The organism is Nocardia ninae NBRC 108245 (assembly GCF_007990755.1).
Classification (GTDB): Bacteria; Actinomycetota; Actinomycetes; order Mycobacteriales; family Mycobacteriaceae; genus Nocardia; species Nocardia ninae.
In genome coordinates this window covers 94,025-110,150 of the sequence record NZ_BJXA01000006.1, presented here as the reverse complement: position 1 = coordinate 110,150, position 16,126 = coordinate 94,025, and the positions used below count along the sequence as shown (strand labels likewise).

At 67.7% G+C, this 16,126-nt stretch carries 15 protein-coding genes; 2 read left to right on the top strand and 13 right to left on the bottom strand.

The features are described 5' to 3' along the window. Nucleotides 1–54: 54 nt before the first annotated feature. The 3 genes from NN4_RS07230 to NN4_RS07220 form a co-directional block, all read right to left on the bottom strand. Nucleotides 55–573: a GNAT family N-acetyltransferase gene (locus tag NN4_RS07230; protein ID WP_147129183.1), complete on the bottom strand. Its 519-nt coding sequence runs from the start codon at nt 571–573 to the stop codon at nt 55–57. Between the two features lie 183 nt (nt 574–756). Then, nucleotides 757–1,104: a hypothetical protein gene (locus NN4_RS07225; RefSeq protein ID WP_147129182.1), complete on the bottom strand. Its 348-nt coding sequence runs from the start codon at nt 1,102–1,104 to the stop codon at nt 757–759. A 43-nt stretch (nt 1,105–1,147) separates the two neighbouring features. Beyond that, nucleotides 1,148–2,392: an AAA family ATPase gene (locus NN4_RS07220; RefSeq protein WP_147129181.1), complete on the bottom strand. Its 1,245-nt coding sequence runs from the start codon at nt 2,390–2,392 to the stop codon at nt 1,148–1,150. Between the two features lie 227 nt (nt 2,393–2,619). Here NN4_RS07220 and NN4_RS07215 point away from each other — a divergent pair, with 227 nt between their 5' ends. Next, nucleotides 2,620–2,967: a hypothetical protein gene (locus NN4_RS07215; RefSeq protein WP_147129180.1), complete on the top strand. Its 348-nt coding sequence runs from the start codon at nt 2,620–2,622 to the stop codon at nt 2,965–2,967. 27 nt (nt 2,968–2,994) lie between these two features. Here the strand turns inward: NN4_RS07215 and NN4_RS07210 are convergent, their stop codons facing one another. The 7 genes from NN4_RS07210 to NN4_RS07180 form a co-directional block, all read right to left on the bottom strand. Next, nucleotides 2,995–4,026 (bottom strand): S-adenosylmethionine:tRNA ribosyltransferase-isomerase, encoded by a 1,032-nt coding sequence (locus NN4_RS07210; RefSeq protein ID WP_147129179.1) that lies wholly within the window; start codon nt 4,024–4,026, stop codon nt 2,995–2,997. Next, nucleotides 4,023–4,718 carry an SDR family oxidoreductase gene (locus NN4_RS07205; RefSeq protein ID WP_147129178.1) on the bottom strand — a complete coding sequence of 232 codons (696 nt, stop codon included), beginning with the start codon at nt 4,716–4,718 and terminating at the stop codon, nt 4,023–4,025. The genes NN4_RS07210 and NN4_RS07205 overlap by 4 nt, the downstream gene beginning before the upstream one ends. A 110-nt stretch (nt 4,719–4,828) precedes the next feature. After that, the gene (gene ligA, locus NN4_RS07200) at nt 4,829–6,952 is read right to left on the bottom strand and encodes an NAD-dependent DNA ligase LigA (protein ID WP_147129177.1); all 2,124 of its coding nucleotides are present in this window, start codon (nt 6,950–6,952) and stop codon (nt 4,829–4,831) included. Nucleotides 6,953–7,073: 121 nt separating this feature from the next. Then, nucleotides 7,074–8,147, bottom strand: a complete 1,074-nt coding sequence (locus NN4_RS07195; RefSeq protein ID WP_246180748.1) for a methionine synthase — start codon at nt 8,145–8,147, stop codon at nt 7,074–7,076. Nucleotides 8,148–8,332: 185 nt separating this feature from the next. Continuing rightward, entirely contained in the window at nt 8,333–9,454 is a 1,122-nt protein-coding gene (gene mnmA / locus NN4_RS07190) for a tRNA 2-thiouridine(34) synthase MnmA (protein ID WP_147129176.1), read from the bottom strand. Further along, nucleotides 9,454–10,683, bottom strand: a complete 1,230-nt coding sequence (locus NN4_RS07185) for a cysteine desulfurase family protein (RefSeq protein ID WP_147129175.1) — start codon at nt 10,681–10,683, stop codon at nt 9,454–9,456. Before NN4_RS07185 ends, mnmA begins: the two co-directional genes overlap by 1 nt. A 254-nt stretch (nt 10,684–10,937) precedes the next feature. Beyond that, a complete protein-coding gene (locus NN4_RS07180) occupies nt 10,938–11,825 on the bottom strand; it encodes an NAD(P)-dependent oxidoreductase (protein WP_147129174.1) in 888 nt (295 codons plus the stop codon). Between the two features lie 252 nt (nt 11,826–12,077). Between NN4_RS07180 and NN4_RS07175 the strand changes: the two genes are divergently transcribed. Then, nucleotides 12,078–12,425, top strand: coding sequence for a DoxX family protein (locus NN4_RS07175; RefSeq protein ID WP_147129173.1), 348 nt, complete (start codon nt 12,078–12,080; stop codon nt 12,423–12,425). A gap of 58 nt (nt 12,426–12,483) precedes the next feature. On the opposite strand, the gene NN4_RS07170 is transcribed toward NN4_RS07175, so the two are convergent. From NN4_RS07170 to NN4_RS07160, 3 genes are all read right to left on the bottom strand, one after another. Next, the gene (locus tag NN4_RS07170) at nt 12,484–13,530 is read right to left on the bottom strand and encodes a lysophospholipid acyltransferase family protein (protein ID WP_147129172.1); all 1,047 of its coding nucleotides are present in this window, start codon (nt 13,528–13,530) and stop codon (nt 12,484–12,486) included. Beyond that, complete coding sequence (locus NN4_RS07165; RefSeq protein ID WP_135232607.1) at nt 13,527–14,354, bottom strand: GNAT family N-acetyltransferase; 828 nt, start codon at nt 14,352–14,354, stop codon at nt 13,527–13,529. Before NN4_RS07165 ends, NN4_RS07170 begins: the two co-directional genes overlap by 4 nt. Nucleotides 14,355–14,735: 381 nt before the next feature. Continuing rightward, the gene (locus NN4_RS07160) at nt 14,736–16,028 is read right to left on the bottom strand and encodes an NAD(P)/FAD-dependent oxidoreductase (RefSeq protein WP_147129171.1); all 1,293 of its coding nucleotides are present in this window, start codon (nt 16,026–16,028) and stop codon (nt 14,736–14,738) included. Nucleotides 16,029–16,126: the final 98 nt, after the last annotated feature.

Here is a 16,126-nt window from a genome sequence, read left to right as displayed (position 1 = left end):
GGGACATGGGGGCGCGGACGTGTGGGTAGCGACGATGTGATGTCCCGTTCGGCGTCAGGGTTGCAGGTTTAGGCGGAGGACGTTGAGGAGTTCGCCTGCTTCGGTGCGCCAGTCACGGTCGGGGGTGGGGACGAAGCCGAAGCGGTCGTAGATGCGGCGGGCGTCGGACATGGCGGCCATGGTGGTGAGGGCGACGGCGCGGAAGCCTTCGGCCTCGGCCATGTCGATCACGGTGCGTACCAAGGCGGTTCCGGCGCCGAGACCACGGGCCGACTTCGACACCGCGAGCATCCGGAATTCGAGTTCGCCGGGGCGGGCGATCTCCGCGTACGGCGTGCCGGGGCGGGCGACGGTCAGCGATCCGACGATGCGGTCGGCGTGAATCGCAACCAGAATCTGCGCCGAGGCGCCGCGATGCGCGGTGTCCGCAAGGGCCGCCGCGTACGGACTCCCTTCTTGCACAAAGCCTTCGCCGACGTAGACGTCCACGGTCAGCGCGCCCACCGCCGCGTACTCGTCCGGCTCGGCCGTCCGGATGACCAATCCCGTGTCCTTCGCATCCATACCCGGCATCGTGCCATTCGCCGTAGAACGGTCTACGTCACACATGCCGTTGGCGCGGGTGAGGAGCCGGGAACCGAGACTCGGGACTTGCCCGGCATGGGCGCGCAGCACCAGCACCGATGGCTGGAACCCGGTTCGAGCAGGGGTTCGCGACACTGAGGACCGACACTCGCGATCCGCCGACACGCAGCGTCAGGAACCGAGACCTGGGCGGGCGCCGGGGTGCGCGATCTGCCAGCGTTCGGGCTTGCCCGACGGGTAGACGACGGTGAGCAGATCGCCGATGGACGGCCATGCGTTGACGTCCCAGGCGAACCGGCCGTAGACGACGGTGCCGGGTTCTGTCGGGCCGGTCAGGTTGCCGGTGATCGTCACGTATTGCTCGCCGACGGCGCCGTCGGGTGGCGGGCTCACGCCGGTGACGTAGAGGGTGCCCGTCTCGCCCTGTGCGGGGCGCATCTTGCCGCGCCCGCGCAGATAGATCATGGCGATGCCGACGGCGGCGACGATCATGATCAGCAGCATTCCGAACTCCAGCATGGCCCCATGCTATTGCGCCGGGCGGGCAAACCCGGCACACCGCCTACACCGTGGCGAGCTCGCTGGTGCCGTGCTCGGTCCGGCGGATCTGCCAGACCGCGCTGCGGGTGCGCGACGACCGCCCGTTGCCGCGATCGATCAGGGCACGATTGTTCGTGGTGTAGATCAATTGGGCGCCACGGGAATTGGTTTCCGGGTTCTGGAACAGCTGGATGAGCCGGTCGGTCTCCTCGGCGGGCAGGTGCGCGCCGATGTCGTCGACGGCCAGGACACGGCCGGAGTCGAGGGCGTCGAGCATGGTCGGCAGGACACGCAGCAGCGACTGTGTCGCGGTGGATTCATCGGTGATGTCGAACGGGTTGGCAATGCCGTCGTGGACCAGGCCGAGCCCGACGCCGCGCCGGGCCACCATCCGTGCGTACAGCGCGTCCCTGGCAGCTTTCAGATTGGTCAATTCGCGTTCCAGCAGCATCGGGGTGAAGCCGTTCTCCTGCAACAGCCGATCGGCGAAATCGGGCGAGGTGGCGCACAGTTCGATCTGCTTGCCGAGTGCGGCGATGTCGGCGTCCAGCTCGCGCAGATAGTCGGCGTACATCGGATCGTTCTCGGCGAGAAGCAGATCGGTGATGCCGAGGCCCGCGGTGCGCAGCAGCAGGAGCAGCCGCCCCGCGTTCTCCGGCGACCGCGAGAGATGACTGCCGAGCCGGTGCGCGATGGCGGCCGGATCGGCCGGGCCGAGCTGCACTTCCAGCATCGATTCGAACCAGCGGTAGGCGGGCACCAACGCGTCGGCGTACATCTGCCCTGCGAGGCTGAGCAGCAAGGCATTCGGGCGTACGAGCGGCACCAACGCGGCGATCCCGTAACGCGCAGCTTCGAACATCGGACCGATCTTTATCTGTTCGCCGTTGCGCTCGAACACGATTCGCTTACGCGAGCGCGGCTGGGTGTACAGCCACTCGGCGGTGACGTCGGCGTTGTCGAGCCGGAAACCGTAGGTGTAGGGCACGCCCTCGGCCACGAACCCGACGACGAATTCCGAAGGGCGGTCCGGGAATCCGAGGTGCGGTGCGCGGACCGGTCCGGCGTAGGGATCCCAGCCGGTGACCGAATGCAGCACGGCGTCGCGCATCTGCGCGAGCGCGTCGATCAGGTTCGTCTTTCCCGCCGCGGCGGCACCGTGGATCGCGGTCACCGGCACGGCCACCGGCCCACTCCCCTTCGTCAGCCGTAGTTCCTGCCCCTCGGCCAGCGATCTGTGATTCGTCACCTGAAAACTGCGCAGCATCCCGCCATCCTTTCGTCCCGGCCGCCACGCCGCGACGGCAGGGCTTATCCGCGCGCCGAACAGGTCGGAAACAATTCATAGCGAATGCGTATAGCGCGAGCGTCGGCCGGTGCTGCCCGCCGATCGCCCGACAAAGACGCTGGTTACGGGTTAGCATGCTGGGCGCCACGACTTGTTCGTGTGCCGTTATTGCTGGAAACGTTCGAAACTGATGGGTAACGATAGGTATGACGGTTCGTCGTATTGCAGTCCGAAGCTCCGTCGCCGCCGCCATCGCCTTGGGGTCGATCGTGGTCATCGCGCCACAGGCCGCCGCCGAGACGTGCGCCGACGGCTCCGCTCGCATCTTCTTCTCCAACAGCGAGCCCTCGTGCCAGACGGGCAGCGCGAGCTATAGCGAGCAGACGGTCGCGAAGGTGTGCTCGATGGCGGGCGCCGACGTGGTCGCCGAGGCCACCTACCTGAACGCCAGGAAGAAGACCGTCACCCAGCGGCTCGAACTGAGCAACGGGCGCTGCGGGCGATTCGAGATCGCCGGCCAGCAGAGCGCCACCGTCTCGGTCACCCCGAACTGAGTTAGCCGGCACAGCCTTCCGCGCAGCTCAGCCGCGCAGCAGCAAGGCACTGTCGCCGAATTCGTGCCAGAGGTATCCGGTGTCCAACGCCACCGAGTAAGCCGCGTGGACGGTGGTCTCCCCTGCCACTGCGACCAGCAAATCCAAATGTGAGGCGCCGGGTGCGTGCCAGCCGGTGATCAGGCCGTCGACCACGCGGGCCGGGCGATCTTCGCCGAGGACCAGTTCGGTCCACCCGTGCGCCGGATGAACTCGGCCCGACGGGTCGGCAGCGGTTTCCAGGGCTCGGGTAACCGTGGTGCCGACCGCGATGACGCGGCCGCCGGCGGCTTTGGTGTCGTTCACTGTGCGGGCGGTCGCATCCGGGACGGCGAAACGTTCCGGGCTCGGGGGTTCACCCGCTTCGGGCGAGGACACCCCGGTATGCAACGTGATCGGCGCGATCCCGATGCCCGCGGCAATCAGGTCCAGCACCAAGTGTTCAGTGAACGGTCTTGCGGCGCTGGGCATTTCCGCGCTTCCTAGGATGCGGCCGAAGACGGTTGAGTAGTAGGAAGCGGACCATCGTTGCGGCACATAGGAATAGGTGATCGGGTAGCCGTAGACGTCCAGTAGGCGGCGCGGATCAGTGGTGACATCGGCGATCCACAGGCGGCGGGCACCGGCCAGCCACGGTTCGCGCAGCGTCGCGTGCGCCCCCTCCGGCAGCTGAATCCGCATACCTGCCGAAAGCTCTTCTGCGGGAACGGGAGTGCGTGCAGTGGTGCGGAGCTCGACCACCCAACCACCGTCGTCCAGCCACGTCGCGAAATGCACAGCGATCGGCCCGCTGTCCATCCGCCCGTCGATTGCCGCCGCGAGGGTCGCCGAATTGTTCACCACCACGAGGTCGCCTGGTGTCAGATGCTGCGGCAGCTCACAAAAACGCGCGTGGGTCAAGCTATCTCCCGCCACGAGCAGCCGAACCCCGTCCCTTGCCAGCCCGCGCGCCTCCGGCGGGGCGACCGCATTGCGTTCGGGTGGCAGGACGAAGGACGGCTGCGCCAGCGTGACCGTCATGACGGGCGTCCGACCGCGAAATCGGCGGCGGCATACCGTCCGTTCTTGGGCTTCTCCGCCAGCAGCCGCAGCAGCGCGGGCACCACCGTGCCGGGTTCAGGACGGTCCGAGATGTCGTCACCGGGGAACGCCGCCTGATGCATCTCGGTGCGCATATCGCCCGGGTCGAAGGCATAGACCGACAGCTCCGGATGCTCTGCACCCAGAATCGCGGTCAGCTGATCGAGCGCGGCCTTCGACGAACCGTAGCCGCCCCACGCGGGGTACGGCTCGACGGCGGCGTCGGAGCTGATGTTGACCACGCCGGCACCCGGCGTCAGCAGCGGCAAGGCGAATTGCAGAATCGCCAGCGGGGCGAGGACGTTGGTCCGGTACACCAGTTCTAGCTCATCGAGCGGATAGTCGGCGAGCTTGCCGAGCGGGCTCGGCCCGAGTCTGCTCGCATTGTTCACGACCAACGCGAGTTCCCCGGGGCCGCTTACCGTTTCGGCCAGCAGCGACCGGTGCGCCGGGTCGGTCACGTCACCGGGGACCGCGATGAATGCGGCGCCGAGCTCCTCGGAGACCCGCGCCAACCGATCGGTCCGCCGGGCGGTGCCGATCACGCGCCACCCGCGTTCGACGAGTGCGCGAGTGAGCGCCAGCCCGAACCCGGCGGACGCGCCGGTGACCAGTGCGGTGGAACGAGCCATGAGAACCTCCTGGTAGTTACCTACCGCTCAATCCTCATACCTGAAGTGAGGTTCAGGTCAAGCCCTCACTATCGACCGCACACATCGATCACCGAAAACCGTTGGCTCGCCTACTCTTCCGCTTCAGCATCGGCGCCTGCCGCAGCCGGCGCGACCGCCTCCGGCCCCGATTCCAGCAGCAATCGGAAGCCGGCTTCGTCGAGAATCGGCACGCCGAGCTCCTCCGCCTTCGCCGCCTTCGTCCCCGGCGAATCACCGATGACCACGAACGCAGTCTTCTTCGACACCGATCCGGCGGCCTTCCCGCCGCGCAGCAGGATCGCCTCCTTGGCCCCGTCACGCGAGAACCCCTCCAGCGATCCGGTCACCACGATCGACAGACCTTCGAGCGTGCGCTCGATGGATTCGTCGCGCTCGTCGGCCATTCGCACGCCCGCCGCGCGCCACTTGTCCACGATCGCGCGGTGCCAGTCGACGGTGAACCATTCCGCCACTGCGGCCGCGATAGTCGGTCCGACCCCGTCGGCGGCGGCCAGTTCCTCTGCCGAGGCATCCTGGATCCGGTCGAGACTGCCGAATTCGCGGGCGAGAACCCGGGCGGCGGTGGGACCGACGTGCCGGATGGACAGTGCGACGAGCACCCGCCACAGCGGCCGATTCTTGGCCGTCGCCAGGTTCTCCAGCAGCCGTTTGCCATTGGCGGACAGGCCGCCGTCCTTGTTGACGAACAACGTGGTGGTGAGCAGCGTCGCCTCATCGAGGTCGAACAGGTCACCCTCGTCGGTGATCGCACCTGACTTCAGCAGATCGTTCGCGGCCTCGTAGCCGAGCGACTCGATATCGAACGCACCGCGGCCTGCGACGTGATAGACCCGCTCCCGCAGCTGCGCGGGGCAGTACTGCTGGTTGGGGCAGCGGATGTCGGCGTCGCCCTCTTTCTGCGGTGCCAGCTCGGTGCCGCATTCCGGACAGTGCGTGGGCATCACGAATTCGTGTTCGTCACCGGTGCGGGCGTCGACCACCGGGCCGAGCACCTCCGGGATCACGTCGCCCGCCTTGCGGATGGTGACCGTGTCGCCGATCAGCACGCCCTTGCGTTTGACCTCCGAGGCGTTGTGCAGCGTGGCCATCGAGACCGTCGAGCCTGCGATGGAGACCGGCTCCATCACCGCGAACGGGGTGACCCGGCCGGTGCGACCCACGTTCACCGCGATATTCAGGAGCTTGGTCGTCGCCTCCTCCGGCGGATACTTGTAGGCGATCGCCCAGCGCGGGGCTCGTGAGGTGGAACCGAGGCGGCGTTGCAACGCCATCTCGTCGATTTTGATCACCTGGCCGTCGATCTCGTGCTCGATATCGTGGCGGTGCTCGCCCCAGTATTCGACGCGCTCGATGACGGCGTCGATGCCCTGCACCAGCTTGGTGTGCTCGGACACCGGCAGACCCCACGCGGCGAGCGCGCGGTAGGCCTCGTGCTGCGAGGACGGGGTGTAGCCCTCGATCCGGCCGAAACCGTGGCAGATCATCCGCAGCCTGCGGCGCGCGGTGACCGACGGGTCTTTCTGTCGCAGCGAGCCCGCCGCGGTGTTGCGCGGATTGGCGTACGGCGGCTTGCCCTCGGCCACGATCGACGCGTTGAGCGTCTCGAAATCCTCGAGCCGCATGTATGCCTCGCCGCGCACCTCGAGCAGCGTCGGGAGGGGAAATTCGTCGGTGGGTGTCAGCTCGCCGGGGATGTCTTCGATGGTGCGCGCGTTGAGGGTGACGTCCTCGCCGGTACGCCCGTCGCCACGGGTGGCGCCGCGCACCAGCCGACCGTTCTCGTAGACCAGGTTGAGCGCGACGCCGTCGATCTTCACCTCGCACAGATAATGCAGGTTCGGTCCGGTCTCGGCCTCCACCCGGCTCGCCCAGGTGCGCAGCTCGTCGAAGTCGAACACGTTGTCCAGCGACAACATCCGCTCGAGGTGATCGACGGCGGTGAAATCGGTGGCGAACCCGCCACCGACCAGCTGGGTCGGCGAGTCCGGCGTGAGCAGATCGGGATGCTCCTCCTCCATCGCCTGCAACCGGCGCAGCAACGCATCGAACTCCCCGTCGGAGATGATGGGTGCGTCCCGCACGTAGTAGCGGAACTGATGCTCACGCACCTCGTCCGCCAGCCGCTGCCACTCGACGCGCTGCTCCGCCGTCGCCGGGCTCGCGTCTTTCCCTACCGCACCGCTCTCACTCACCCAACGCACATTAGCGCAGCCCACCGACATCCCCCGGCACTGTTCCCGCACGTCGCCGCACTGGATATGCAGTTGAGTCGTGCCGGCTGTCAGACCGGCCGGGTGCGTGTGAAGGGGTGGGTCAGGCGGTGCTCGAGGGTTCCTCGAAGGTGAGGGATTCGGGGTCTTCGGCGTAGGCGCGGGCTACCTCGGTGGCGAGGGTCAGGGCCTTGCGGGCCCAGGTGAGGGGGGTGTTGCCGAGGCCGCAGGCGGGGGCGACGAGGACTTGGGTGGCGAGGGTGGTGCGGGGGAAGCCGAGGCGGTCGATGAGGCGGACGCCGGGTTCAGCGATGTCGCGCCAGGTGGGTGGGGTCGCGGGGGCGGTGGTGGGGACCAGGCCGAGTACCAGATGTTTGCCGGCGTCGAGGAGTTCGCCGATGCTGTCGAGTTCGCGGGTGCCGATGGTGGCGATGTCGAAGCCGACGGCGGCTGCGGTAGTGCCGCGCAGGAGGGCGAGGGCGGGTGGGGCGGCGCAGCTGTGGATCAGCACCGGTGCGGACTGGGTGGCGATCACGGTGTTGAGCACGGTGAGTGCTTCGGGTTCGGGCATCGCGCGGACGCTGTCGAGCATGCTGACCGCGCTGAGCGAACCCTCGAGCACCGCCGACAGGGACGGTTCGTCCAGTTGCAGAACGACTTCCGCGCCGAGGCGTTTACGCACCTCGGCGACGTGGCTACGCAACCCCTCGGCGAGGGACTCCGAAAGGTCGCGCAGCGCACCGGGATCGGTGAGCGCGAGATGCCCGCTGGGCAGCTCGACCTGCGCGGCGAGCGTCAGCGGACCGGCCACCTGCAACTTGATCGGGCGGCCCGTGCCGGCCGAACCCGCTGCCTCCCAAGCTTCTTCGAGCGTGTCGAGGTCCGCGCGGAGCAGATCACGGGCCCGCCGGGACACGCCGCCGGGGCGTGGGGCGAGCCGGTATCCCCGGGTGGTGGTGTCGAATCGCATGTCGACCAGCAGCGCCGACATCCGCCCGATCAGATCCGCGCCGACGCCGCGGCCGGGCAGTTCCACCAGGTGCGGCAGGTCGGGCAGCTCACCGAGGATGGTCGCGGCCGATTCCCGCGGATCGGTGCCGGGCCACGAGCCGACTGCGGTCGCGGTGCCACCGCGCAACAGCTCGCTGTTGTCCGTGACGACGGAATCTTTATCCACTGTGCCGTCTTGCTTCACCGTAGTCCGCTCCGTTGGTCGATCGTCGTGCGCACCAACTGCCCGGATGCGCGCTGACCACTATGCGCACCAGGCAGATTCGCCGAGCCGGCGGAATCCGACCCGGATCACCGCGTCCGGACCGAATCGGTCCGGCTCACCCTCCCACACCGGTACACCGGCGCGGCTCACCGCGTGGCGGAACCCGCGTCGCTGCCCACCGGAGTGCTGTCGACGCCGCCGGTACCGGAGATGGTTCCGCTGCCGATCACCTCGTCCCCCAACGGATCCGGGCGATACAGCACGACCGCCTGGCCGCGGGCGACGCCGGTCAGCGGTTCGCGCAGGCGAACCGAGAGCCCGTCGCCGACCGCCTCGGCGATCGCGGGAGCGGTGCCGCCGTGCGCGCGCACCTGCGCGACACACTCGATCGGCCCGTCCGGCGCGGCGCCGGAGGTCCAGATGGCGCGCTCCGCCGTAACGGTCCACACCTGCAGGTCCTCGACCGAGCCGACCCGGACGGTGCCGGAGTCGGGATCGATCCCGGTCACGTAGCGCGGCTTGCCGTCAGCGGCGGGCCCGGGCAGCCCGAGCCCCTTGCGCTGACCGATCGTGAACCCGTGCACGCCTTCGTGATCCGCGAGCTTCTGACCATCGGCATCCACCACCGCACCCGGCCGGATGCCGATCTTCGCGCCGAGGAACGCCTGGGTGTCGCCGGACGGGATGAAGCAGATGTCGTGGCTGTCCGGCTTGTTCGCGACGGCCAGCCCGCGCTCGGCGGCCTCCTCGCGAATCCGCGGCTTCGGGGTGTCGCCGACCGGGAACATAGCGCGGGAGAGCTGCTCGGCGTTCAGCACGGCGAGCACGTAGGACTGGTCCTTGTCGGCGTCGACGGCCCGGCGCAGCACGCCGTCGTCGAGTCGCGCGTAATGACCGGTGACCACGGCGTCGAAGCCGAGTGCGCGGGCGCGGTCGGCGAGGGCGGAGAACTTGATCTTCTCGTTGCAGCGCAGGCACGGGTTCGGCGTCTCACCGGCCGCGTAGGCGGCGACGAAATCGTCGATCACGTCTTCCTTGAAGCGATCGGCGAAATCCCAGACGTAGAACGGGATGCCGAGCACATCGGCGGCCCGCCGGGCGTCGCCCGCGTCCTCCTTCGAGCAACAGCCACGCGACCCGGTCCGCAACGTCCCCGGCGACGCGGACAGCGCCAGATGCACGCCTACCACCTCGTGACCAGCGTCGACAGCACGTGCCGCCGCTACCGCCGAATCAACACCACCGCTCATCGCGGCAAGTACTCGCATCAAACACCTCCCTTCGCACCGGCCAGACCCGCGGCCCTGGCCCGATCAACCACCTGGGGCAGGACACCCAACAGCGCGTCCACATCGGCGCGAGTCGAGGTGTGCCCCAACGAAAACCGCAGCGACCCGCGGGCCTGCCACTGCTCGACACCCATCGCGATCAGCACGTGACTCGGCGACGCGACGCCCGCGGTGCAGGCCGACCCGGTCGAACACTCGATCCCCGCCGCGTCCAGCAGCATCAGCAGCGAATCTCCTTCGCAGCCAGGGAAAGTGAAGTGCACGTTGCCGGGTAGCCGCCGCTCGCCGGGTGCGCCGTTGAGTACGGCGTCCGGCTCGATGGCCAGCACACCGTCGATCAGCGCGTCCCGCAACGCGATCAGTTCCGGAGTGCGCGTCGGCAATTCGGTCACCGTCTGGTGCAGCGCGGTGGCCAGGCCGACCGCCGCCGCGGTGTCCGAAGTACCCGAGCGCAGGTCGCGTTCGTGTCCGCCGCCGTGCAGCAGCGGCACACACGGCACCTGCCTGCCGAGTAGCAGCACGCCGATCCCGTGCGGCCCACCGACCTTGTGCCCGGCGAAACTTGCTGCGGACAACCCGCTCGCGGCGAAGTCGATCGGCAGCTGCGCCGCGGCCTGGACCGCGTCGCTGTGCATGGGTACGCCGAATTCCTGTGCCACGGCAGCCAATTCACCGATCGGCTGGACGGTGCCGACCTCGTTGTTGGCCCACATGACGGTCACCAGGGCGACATCGTCGGGATTCGCCGACAGCGCGGATCGCAGCGTGCGCGGCGAGACGGTGCCCTCGGCGTCCACCGGCAACCAGGTCACCCTGGCGCCCTCGTGCCGCTCCAGCCACTCGACCGCGTCGATCACCGCGTGATGCTCGACCGAGCTGGCGATGATCCTGGTCCGGCGCGGCTCGGCGTCGCGGCGCGCCCAGTAGATGCCCTTGATCGCCAGATTGTCGCTCTCGGTCCCGCCGGAGGTGAAGATGACCTCCGAGGGCCGGGCGCCCAGATCGGCGGCGATCGACTCCCGCGCCTCCTCCAGCGTCCGCCGGGCGGCGCGACCCGACCCGTGCAGCGACGACGCGTTCCCCACGATGCCCAGCGCAGCCGTCATCGCCTCGATGGCGGCCGGGAACATCGGGGTGGTAGCCGCATGATCGAGGTAGACCGTATGGGCCGCCGCACCGTGGACCGGACCCGCAAAAGCCGCCTTCATGACCGATAAAGCCTATCCCACCGTTGACCTGCGCTTCTTTGGGGTAGCCCCCCGGTTTCTGCGAATTCTGCAGAACTTCGCTTACGAGTCGTAACCCGCTGAGCGCAGCGCGGTATTCCCGCGGCAGGGTGTCGCCTGGTTCGGCGCGGCGTGCAGGTCACCACCAGGACATCGCGGCACCCCGATGAATTCGGCTGTGTGTGCGCGCCGGGGGAAACGACGCAGGACCGTGCTTACCGGCTAGGTGAGCGACATTATTCGGGTGTCGGCTTCCGGAGTACCTCGATCAGCGCCGTGATGCTGTGCTCCCCGTGTCCCGCCGCGACCGCGCGCCGCAGCAGGTCATCCATCGGTTCGTGCCAGGACATGTCGACCCCCGCTTCCGCGCCGAGTTCGGCCTCGTTGCCGATGCCCTCGTGGAACAGGCCGACCGACGACCCGAGCTTCGTGTAGTCGACGGTGTCGATCTCGTCGGCCATGATCGGCAGCAACGACTCGATCATCTGCAACCATTTGGTCGCGTAGGGGACCATCGACCCGGCGGTCAGGCCGCGCGCTGTCAGTACGGCGGCACCCTCGAAGAAGCCCAGCAAGGCCGGAAGCAGCGTCGCTCCGACCGCCGACTCGTACAGTGCCGCGAGGTCGGGCTCCGGACCGAGGTGGACGGTGTCGCCGCCGAGTACGCGCAAGGTCGCCACGTGCTCATCGAAGGTCGTCCGGTCACCGCCGTAATAAAGCAGGGTGTCCGGCTTGCCTACGGCCGTAGGCACGTTCTTCACCGCGCCGGCAAGGTAGCGGGCACCGTGCCCGGCCACCCAGTCGGCGAATCCCCTTGCCGCTGCCGGGGTTCCGCTGTTCAACGTGACCACTGTCCGGCCGGACAACGCCGCACTCGCCGGGGCCAAGGCCGCCTGTGTAGCGGTGAATGTGGTCAAACAGGAGACGACGAGCGAGCTCTCGCGCACCGCGTCCTCGATCGTGGACCGGTGGATCGCTCCCGCGGCGATCAAGGGTGCCGCCTTGTCCGGGCTCCGGTTCCATACGGTGGTCGGATGCCCGGCCGCGAGGAACGCCTCGGCCAGCGCCCGCCCCATCGATCCCAATCCGAGAACTGTCACCGGTACCCGCGTGCCATCGGTCATCGTGGTCGCCTTCCAAATCGTTTGCCCCCGTGCGGGACAAGCCTCGGCGGCGCCGGAACAGCCGACAAGTACGCACTTTTCGGTCGAATACGCACGTCGAGGTAAGCAACCAGCTCGCCCGCTGCCCGCTGCCGCGCCGCATGATCAGCGTCACTCCGGGCGTGCTTCTCTCGAAGTGCATGTCACACCTCTGCAGGCTGTGTCGTCCATCAGGCGAACGGGCAGAAAGCCTGATGAGGAAAGAGGATTGCAATGAACGTCGCCTACTACATCGTCGGTGTGCTGGCTGCCCTGTGGATCGGGTTCTCCGGGTACTCGTTGTTCTCGCAGCAGCAGTTCGTGGTCGAACCGCTCGAGCAGTACGGGGTGCCGCGGGCGTGGTGGAACTGGTTGGCGATGGCGAAATCGGCTGGGGCACTCGGCTTGGTCGTCGGGTTCTTCGTGCCCGTCATCGGTGTTGCGGCGGCGGTCGGCCTGATCCTGTACTTCGTCGGCGCGTCGGCGACCGCTATTCGGGCACGCTCGTACCAGACTGCGGTGTTCCCGGTGCTGTATCTGGTGCCGGCGGCGGCCACGCTCGCGCTGCAATTGGCCAGATAGTCAGCGAACGACAGAGCAGCCGCAGGTCACTGACCTGCGGCTGCTCGTGTGTCGAAGATCAGGCGCTGCTATCCGCCGATTCGACCTTGCGACTGCGACCACGCAATACGGGCCGGAGGCGTCGAGAAGGTCTGCGAACCTCCGGTGCGTCCGAGGCCACCGTCGGGTCCTGCACTCGAGTCTTGCCCGCCTCGATCCACACCGTGGCATCGCGCACGCCGTGCCGCGACAGTTCGGTACCGCGCACCGCGGCCTCACAGCGGCGCGCGAGATCTCGCCGATCACTGCCCGGCTGCTGAACCTCTTCCAGCACGATCTCCGCGACCATGCCGCGCGAGCGAAGCACCCGGCGGGCGGACGAGCCGAACGAGTCCGCACCGACGAATCCCGGCACAGTGCACTGAGCCCCATGCCGATCCAGGTAGCGCAACCGCACCGGCTGCACCGGAGTCTCGGTATCGATCGCCGCCTGGAACAACGCGGGCCGCATGCTGCCGTACGCGCGGCCACACCAGGTGGTCCCCTCGGGGAACACCGCGATCCGATCGCCCGCCGTCAACCTGGCACCGATCTGCGCCACCACGCCGGGCAGCGCACGCAACTTCTCCCGTTCGATCGGGATGACTCGCATCAGCGTTGCCAGCTTGCCGAGCACCGGCCAGTCGACCATGTCCGCACGGGCGACGAAGCCGAGCGGCTGCACCGCGGCGAGCGCGACGATATCGGTCCAGCCGATATGCCCGACGACGACCATGACACCGTTTCCGGGCTCCCCGTAAACGGAACGCGCGGTGCTGCCCTCACCGACAGCACCGCGCGTGTTCTGGTCGATCCGGCGATCGACGATCCGCAATTCCATTCCGAGACAACTCAACAATGTGCGCGCGTACCCGCGCTGCACGCTTTCCCGTTTGCTTTGTGGCGTCACCAGATTCACCATCGGAAAGCTGATCAACAACCCGGCGACGCCGAGTAGCCGGCCGAGCACCCGGCCGGTGCCGACCTCATCGATCGACTCGATGCAGCCGGCCCCACACGGGCTCGACGGCATCCACGCGTGTGCGGAGGCCTTTGCGGGCGGCGCGTCGAAGACCATGGTCCTCACCGTCCCCCGTCGAAGGTCGCGGCGGCGTCTTGTAATCGGTTCAGGTAGCGGGTGTTGATGGTGTCCAGGCCGAGGATGGCGACGAAGTCGGCGACGCCGAAGTCCGGATCGTGCGCGGGTTCGCCGCAGATCTCGGCGCCGAGGCGCAGGTAACCGCGCAGCAGCGGCGGCAGCTTGGGGCGTGCGGGCGGGGTCATGTCGTCGAGGGTCTTGCCGTCGACCACCACCGGGCGCAGCGGGTGCACCCGCTGTTCGGGATCCGAGGCGTGCCTGCCGAGCAGCATGTCGCGGACGCCGCGCACGTTCACGCCGGGCTCGTCGGCGGGGCTGTCCTGCATCGGCACCGAGACGCAGCCCATCACCCAGTCGTAACCGGTGAGCTGGATGTAGTGCAGGATGCCCGCCCACATGAGCGTCAGCACCGAACCGTTGCGGTGATCGGGCACCACGCAGGCGCGACCCATCTCGACGATCCGGCGGCCTGCCGGATCCAGTTGGGTCAGATCGAATTCCGTGGCCGTGTAGTAGCCGCCCGCCGCGGCGACCTTGTCCGGCGGCAGCATCCGGTAGCAGCCGACGAAGTCTTCGGTCAGGTCGTCGCGGACCAGCAGGTGGTCGCAGTGGTCGTCGAATCGGTCGGCATCGAGGCCGGTGCCGTTGTCGGGGATATGGAACCCGGGCTCGCCGGCGAACACGCCGTAGCGCAGTCGCTGCGCCGCCGCGCGATGCTCTGCGTCGGACGAGACGACCAGCGAGTACCGTGACCGTTCCACCCCGGAGTCCGTCGAGCGCGCCGGGGCTGTCAACACGGACGTAATAGTCATATTGCTGATGAAGCCAGTCCGAGACTGCGCTGGAGCAACCTCGAAGTGTCTCGATGATGCCGACTCGGTGAACGAGGTAGGGATCACACCGTGCGTTCATCCGACCGTCGCGATGTGTTCGCGCGGTAGCGCCGAAATCGCGTTCTCCGGTTGATCAATGGCTTCACGTCGAATGCATTCCGAGCGCGAGTTGCCGCTGACCAACCTTCGCGGCGAGCGTACTCCACATGTGTCGTGCTGCCGATCAACCTTGTCGGCGAACGCATTTCGAGCGTGTCCTGGCGCCGATCACTCCTCTCAGCGGCGTATTTCGAGCGCCCGGACAGCGCGAAAGCCGCGTCGCACGGTTATCGCGACGCGGCTTTCGATGAGCGAACGGCGCTAAGCGGCCGTACGTTCGGACACCGGCGACAGCTTGGCTGTCTTCTCCACCTCGGCGAACCCGGGCCGCCCGGTGCCGATGAAGGCGACCAGCCACGACGCCACAGCGGCGAAGCGGTTACGGAAACCGACCAGGTAGAACAGGTGCACCGCGAGCCACATGAACCAGGCGATCAGCCCGCGGAAGGTGATCTTGTCGTTCAGCTTGGTCACCGCGCTGAACCGGCTGATCACCGCCATGCTGCCCTTGTCCCAGTACTTGAACGCGGTGCCCGCCTGCTTCTTTCGGCGAATGATGTCGGCGGCGTGCCTGCCCTCCTGCATGGCCACCGGCGACTGGCCCGGGTAGCCGTTCAGCGAGGTCATGTCGCCGATCGCGTAGATGTCGGCGTAGCCGCCGACGGTCAGGTCGGGGTTGATCAACAGCCGTCCGGCCCGGTCGGTTTCGACGCCGGTGGCCTCGGCCAGCACCTTGGCGAACCCGCCCACCTGCACACCGGCCGACCAGACGATGGTCTCGGCCGCGATGTCGCGTTTGACGCCGCTCTTGTCCTTGACGGTGACCTTGCCGTGCTCGATGTCGGTGACGAAGGTGCCGAGCAGCACGTCGACGCCGGTGCGGGTCAACGACTTCTTCGCGTACTCCGACAGCCCGCCGCCGAACGGTGGCAGCACCTCACCGGCACCCTCGACCAGGGTGACCGAAACTTCTTGGTGGTAGTACCTTTTCGCCAGTTCCTTCAGCTGCCCGGCCACCTCGACGCCGGTCGCGCCCGCTCCGACGACCACGAAGCTCAGCAGCCTGCGCCTGGTCTCCTCGTCGGCGCCCGCGGCCTCGGCGAAGACCCGCTGGATCTGCGCGCGCAGCAGTTTCGCGTCGTCGATGGTCTTGAGCGAGAAGGTCTTCTCGGCGAAATCGTCACGGCCGAAGTAGGACTGGCTGGCGCCGGTGGCGGCGATCAGCGAGCCGTACCGGATGCGGCGCTGCTCGCCGTCGTGCTCATAAGTGACGATCGCCTTGTCCGGGTCGATCGCCACGACCTTGCCGAGACGCACATCGGCCTCACGGTGACGGCGCAGAATGGAGGCGATCGGCGGCGCGATCTCCTCCGATGCCAGCACACCGGTCGCTACCTGGTACAACAACGGTTGGAACAGGTGCTCCGGCGTGCTGGAGATCAGCACGTAATCGATACCCGACTTGGCAAGTTGCTTGGCGGCGGAGAGTCCGCCGAACCCCGATCCGACGATGACGACACCCGCGGTTTCGATTCCCGCATCCACGTACTGCATGACAGCCTCCTTCTCTCATTACCAACCGTCATCGGGAAGCGAGATATTTCAGGTGTTAGGGCGCATAATGCAGATGACTCTTATCTCGATCCGTCATT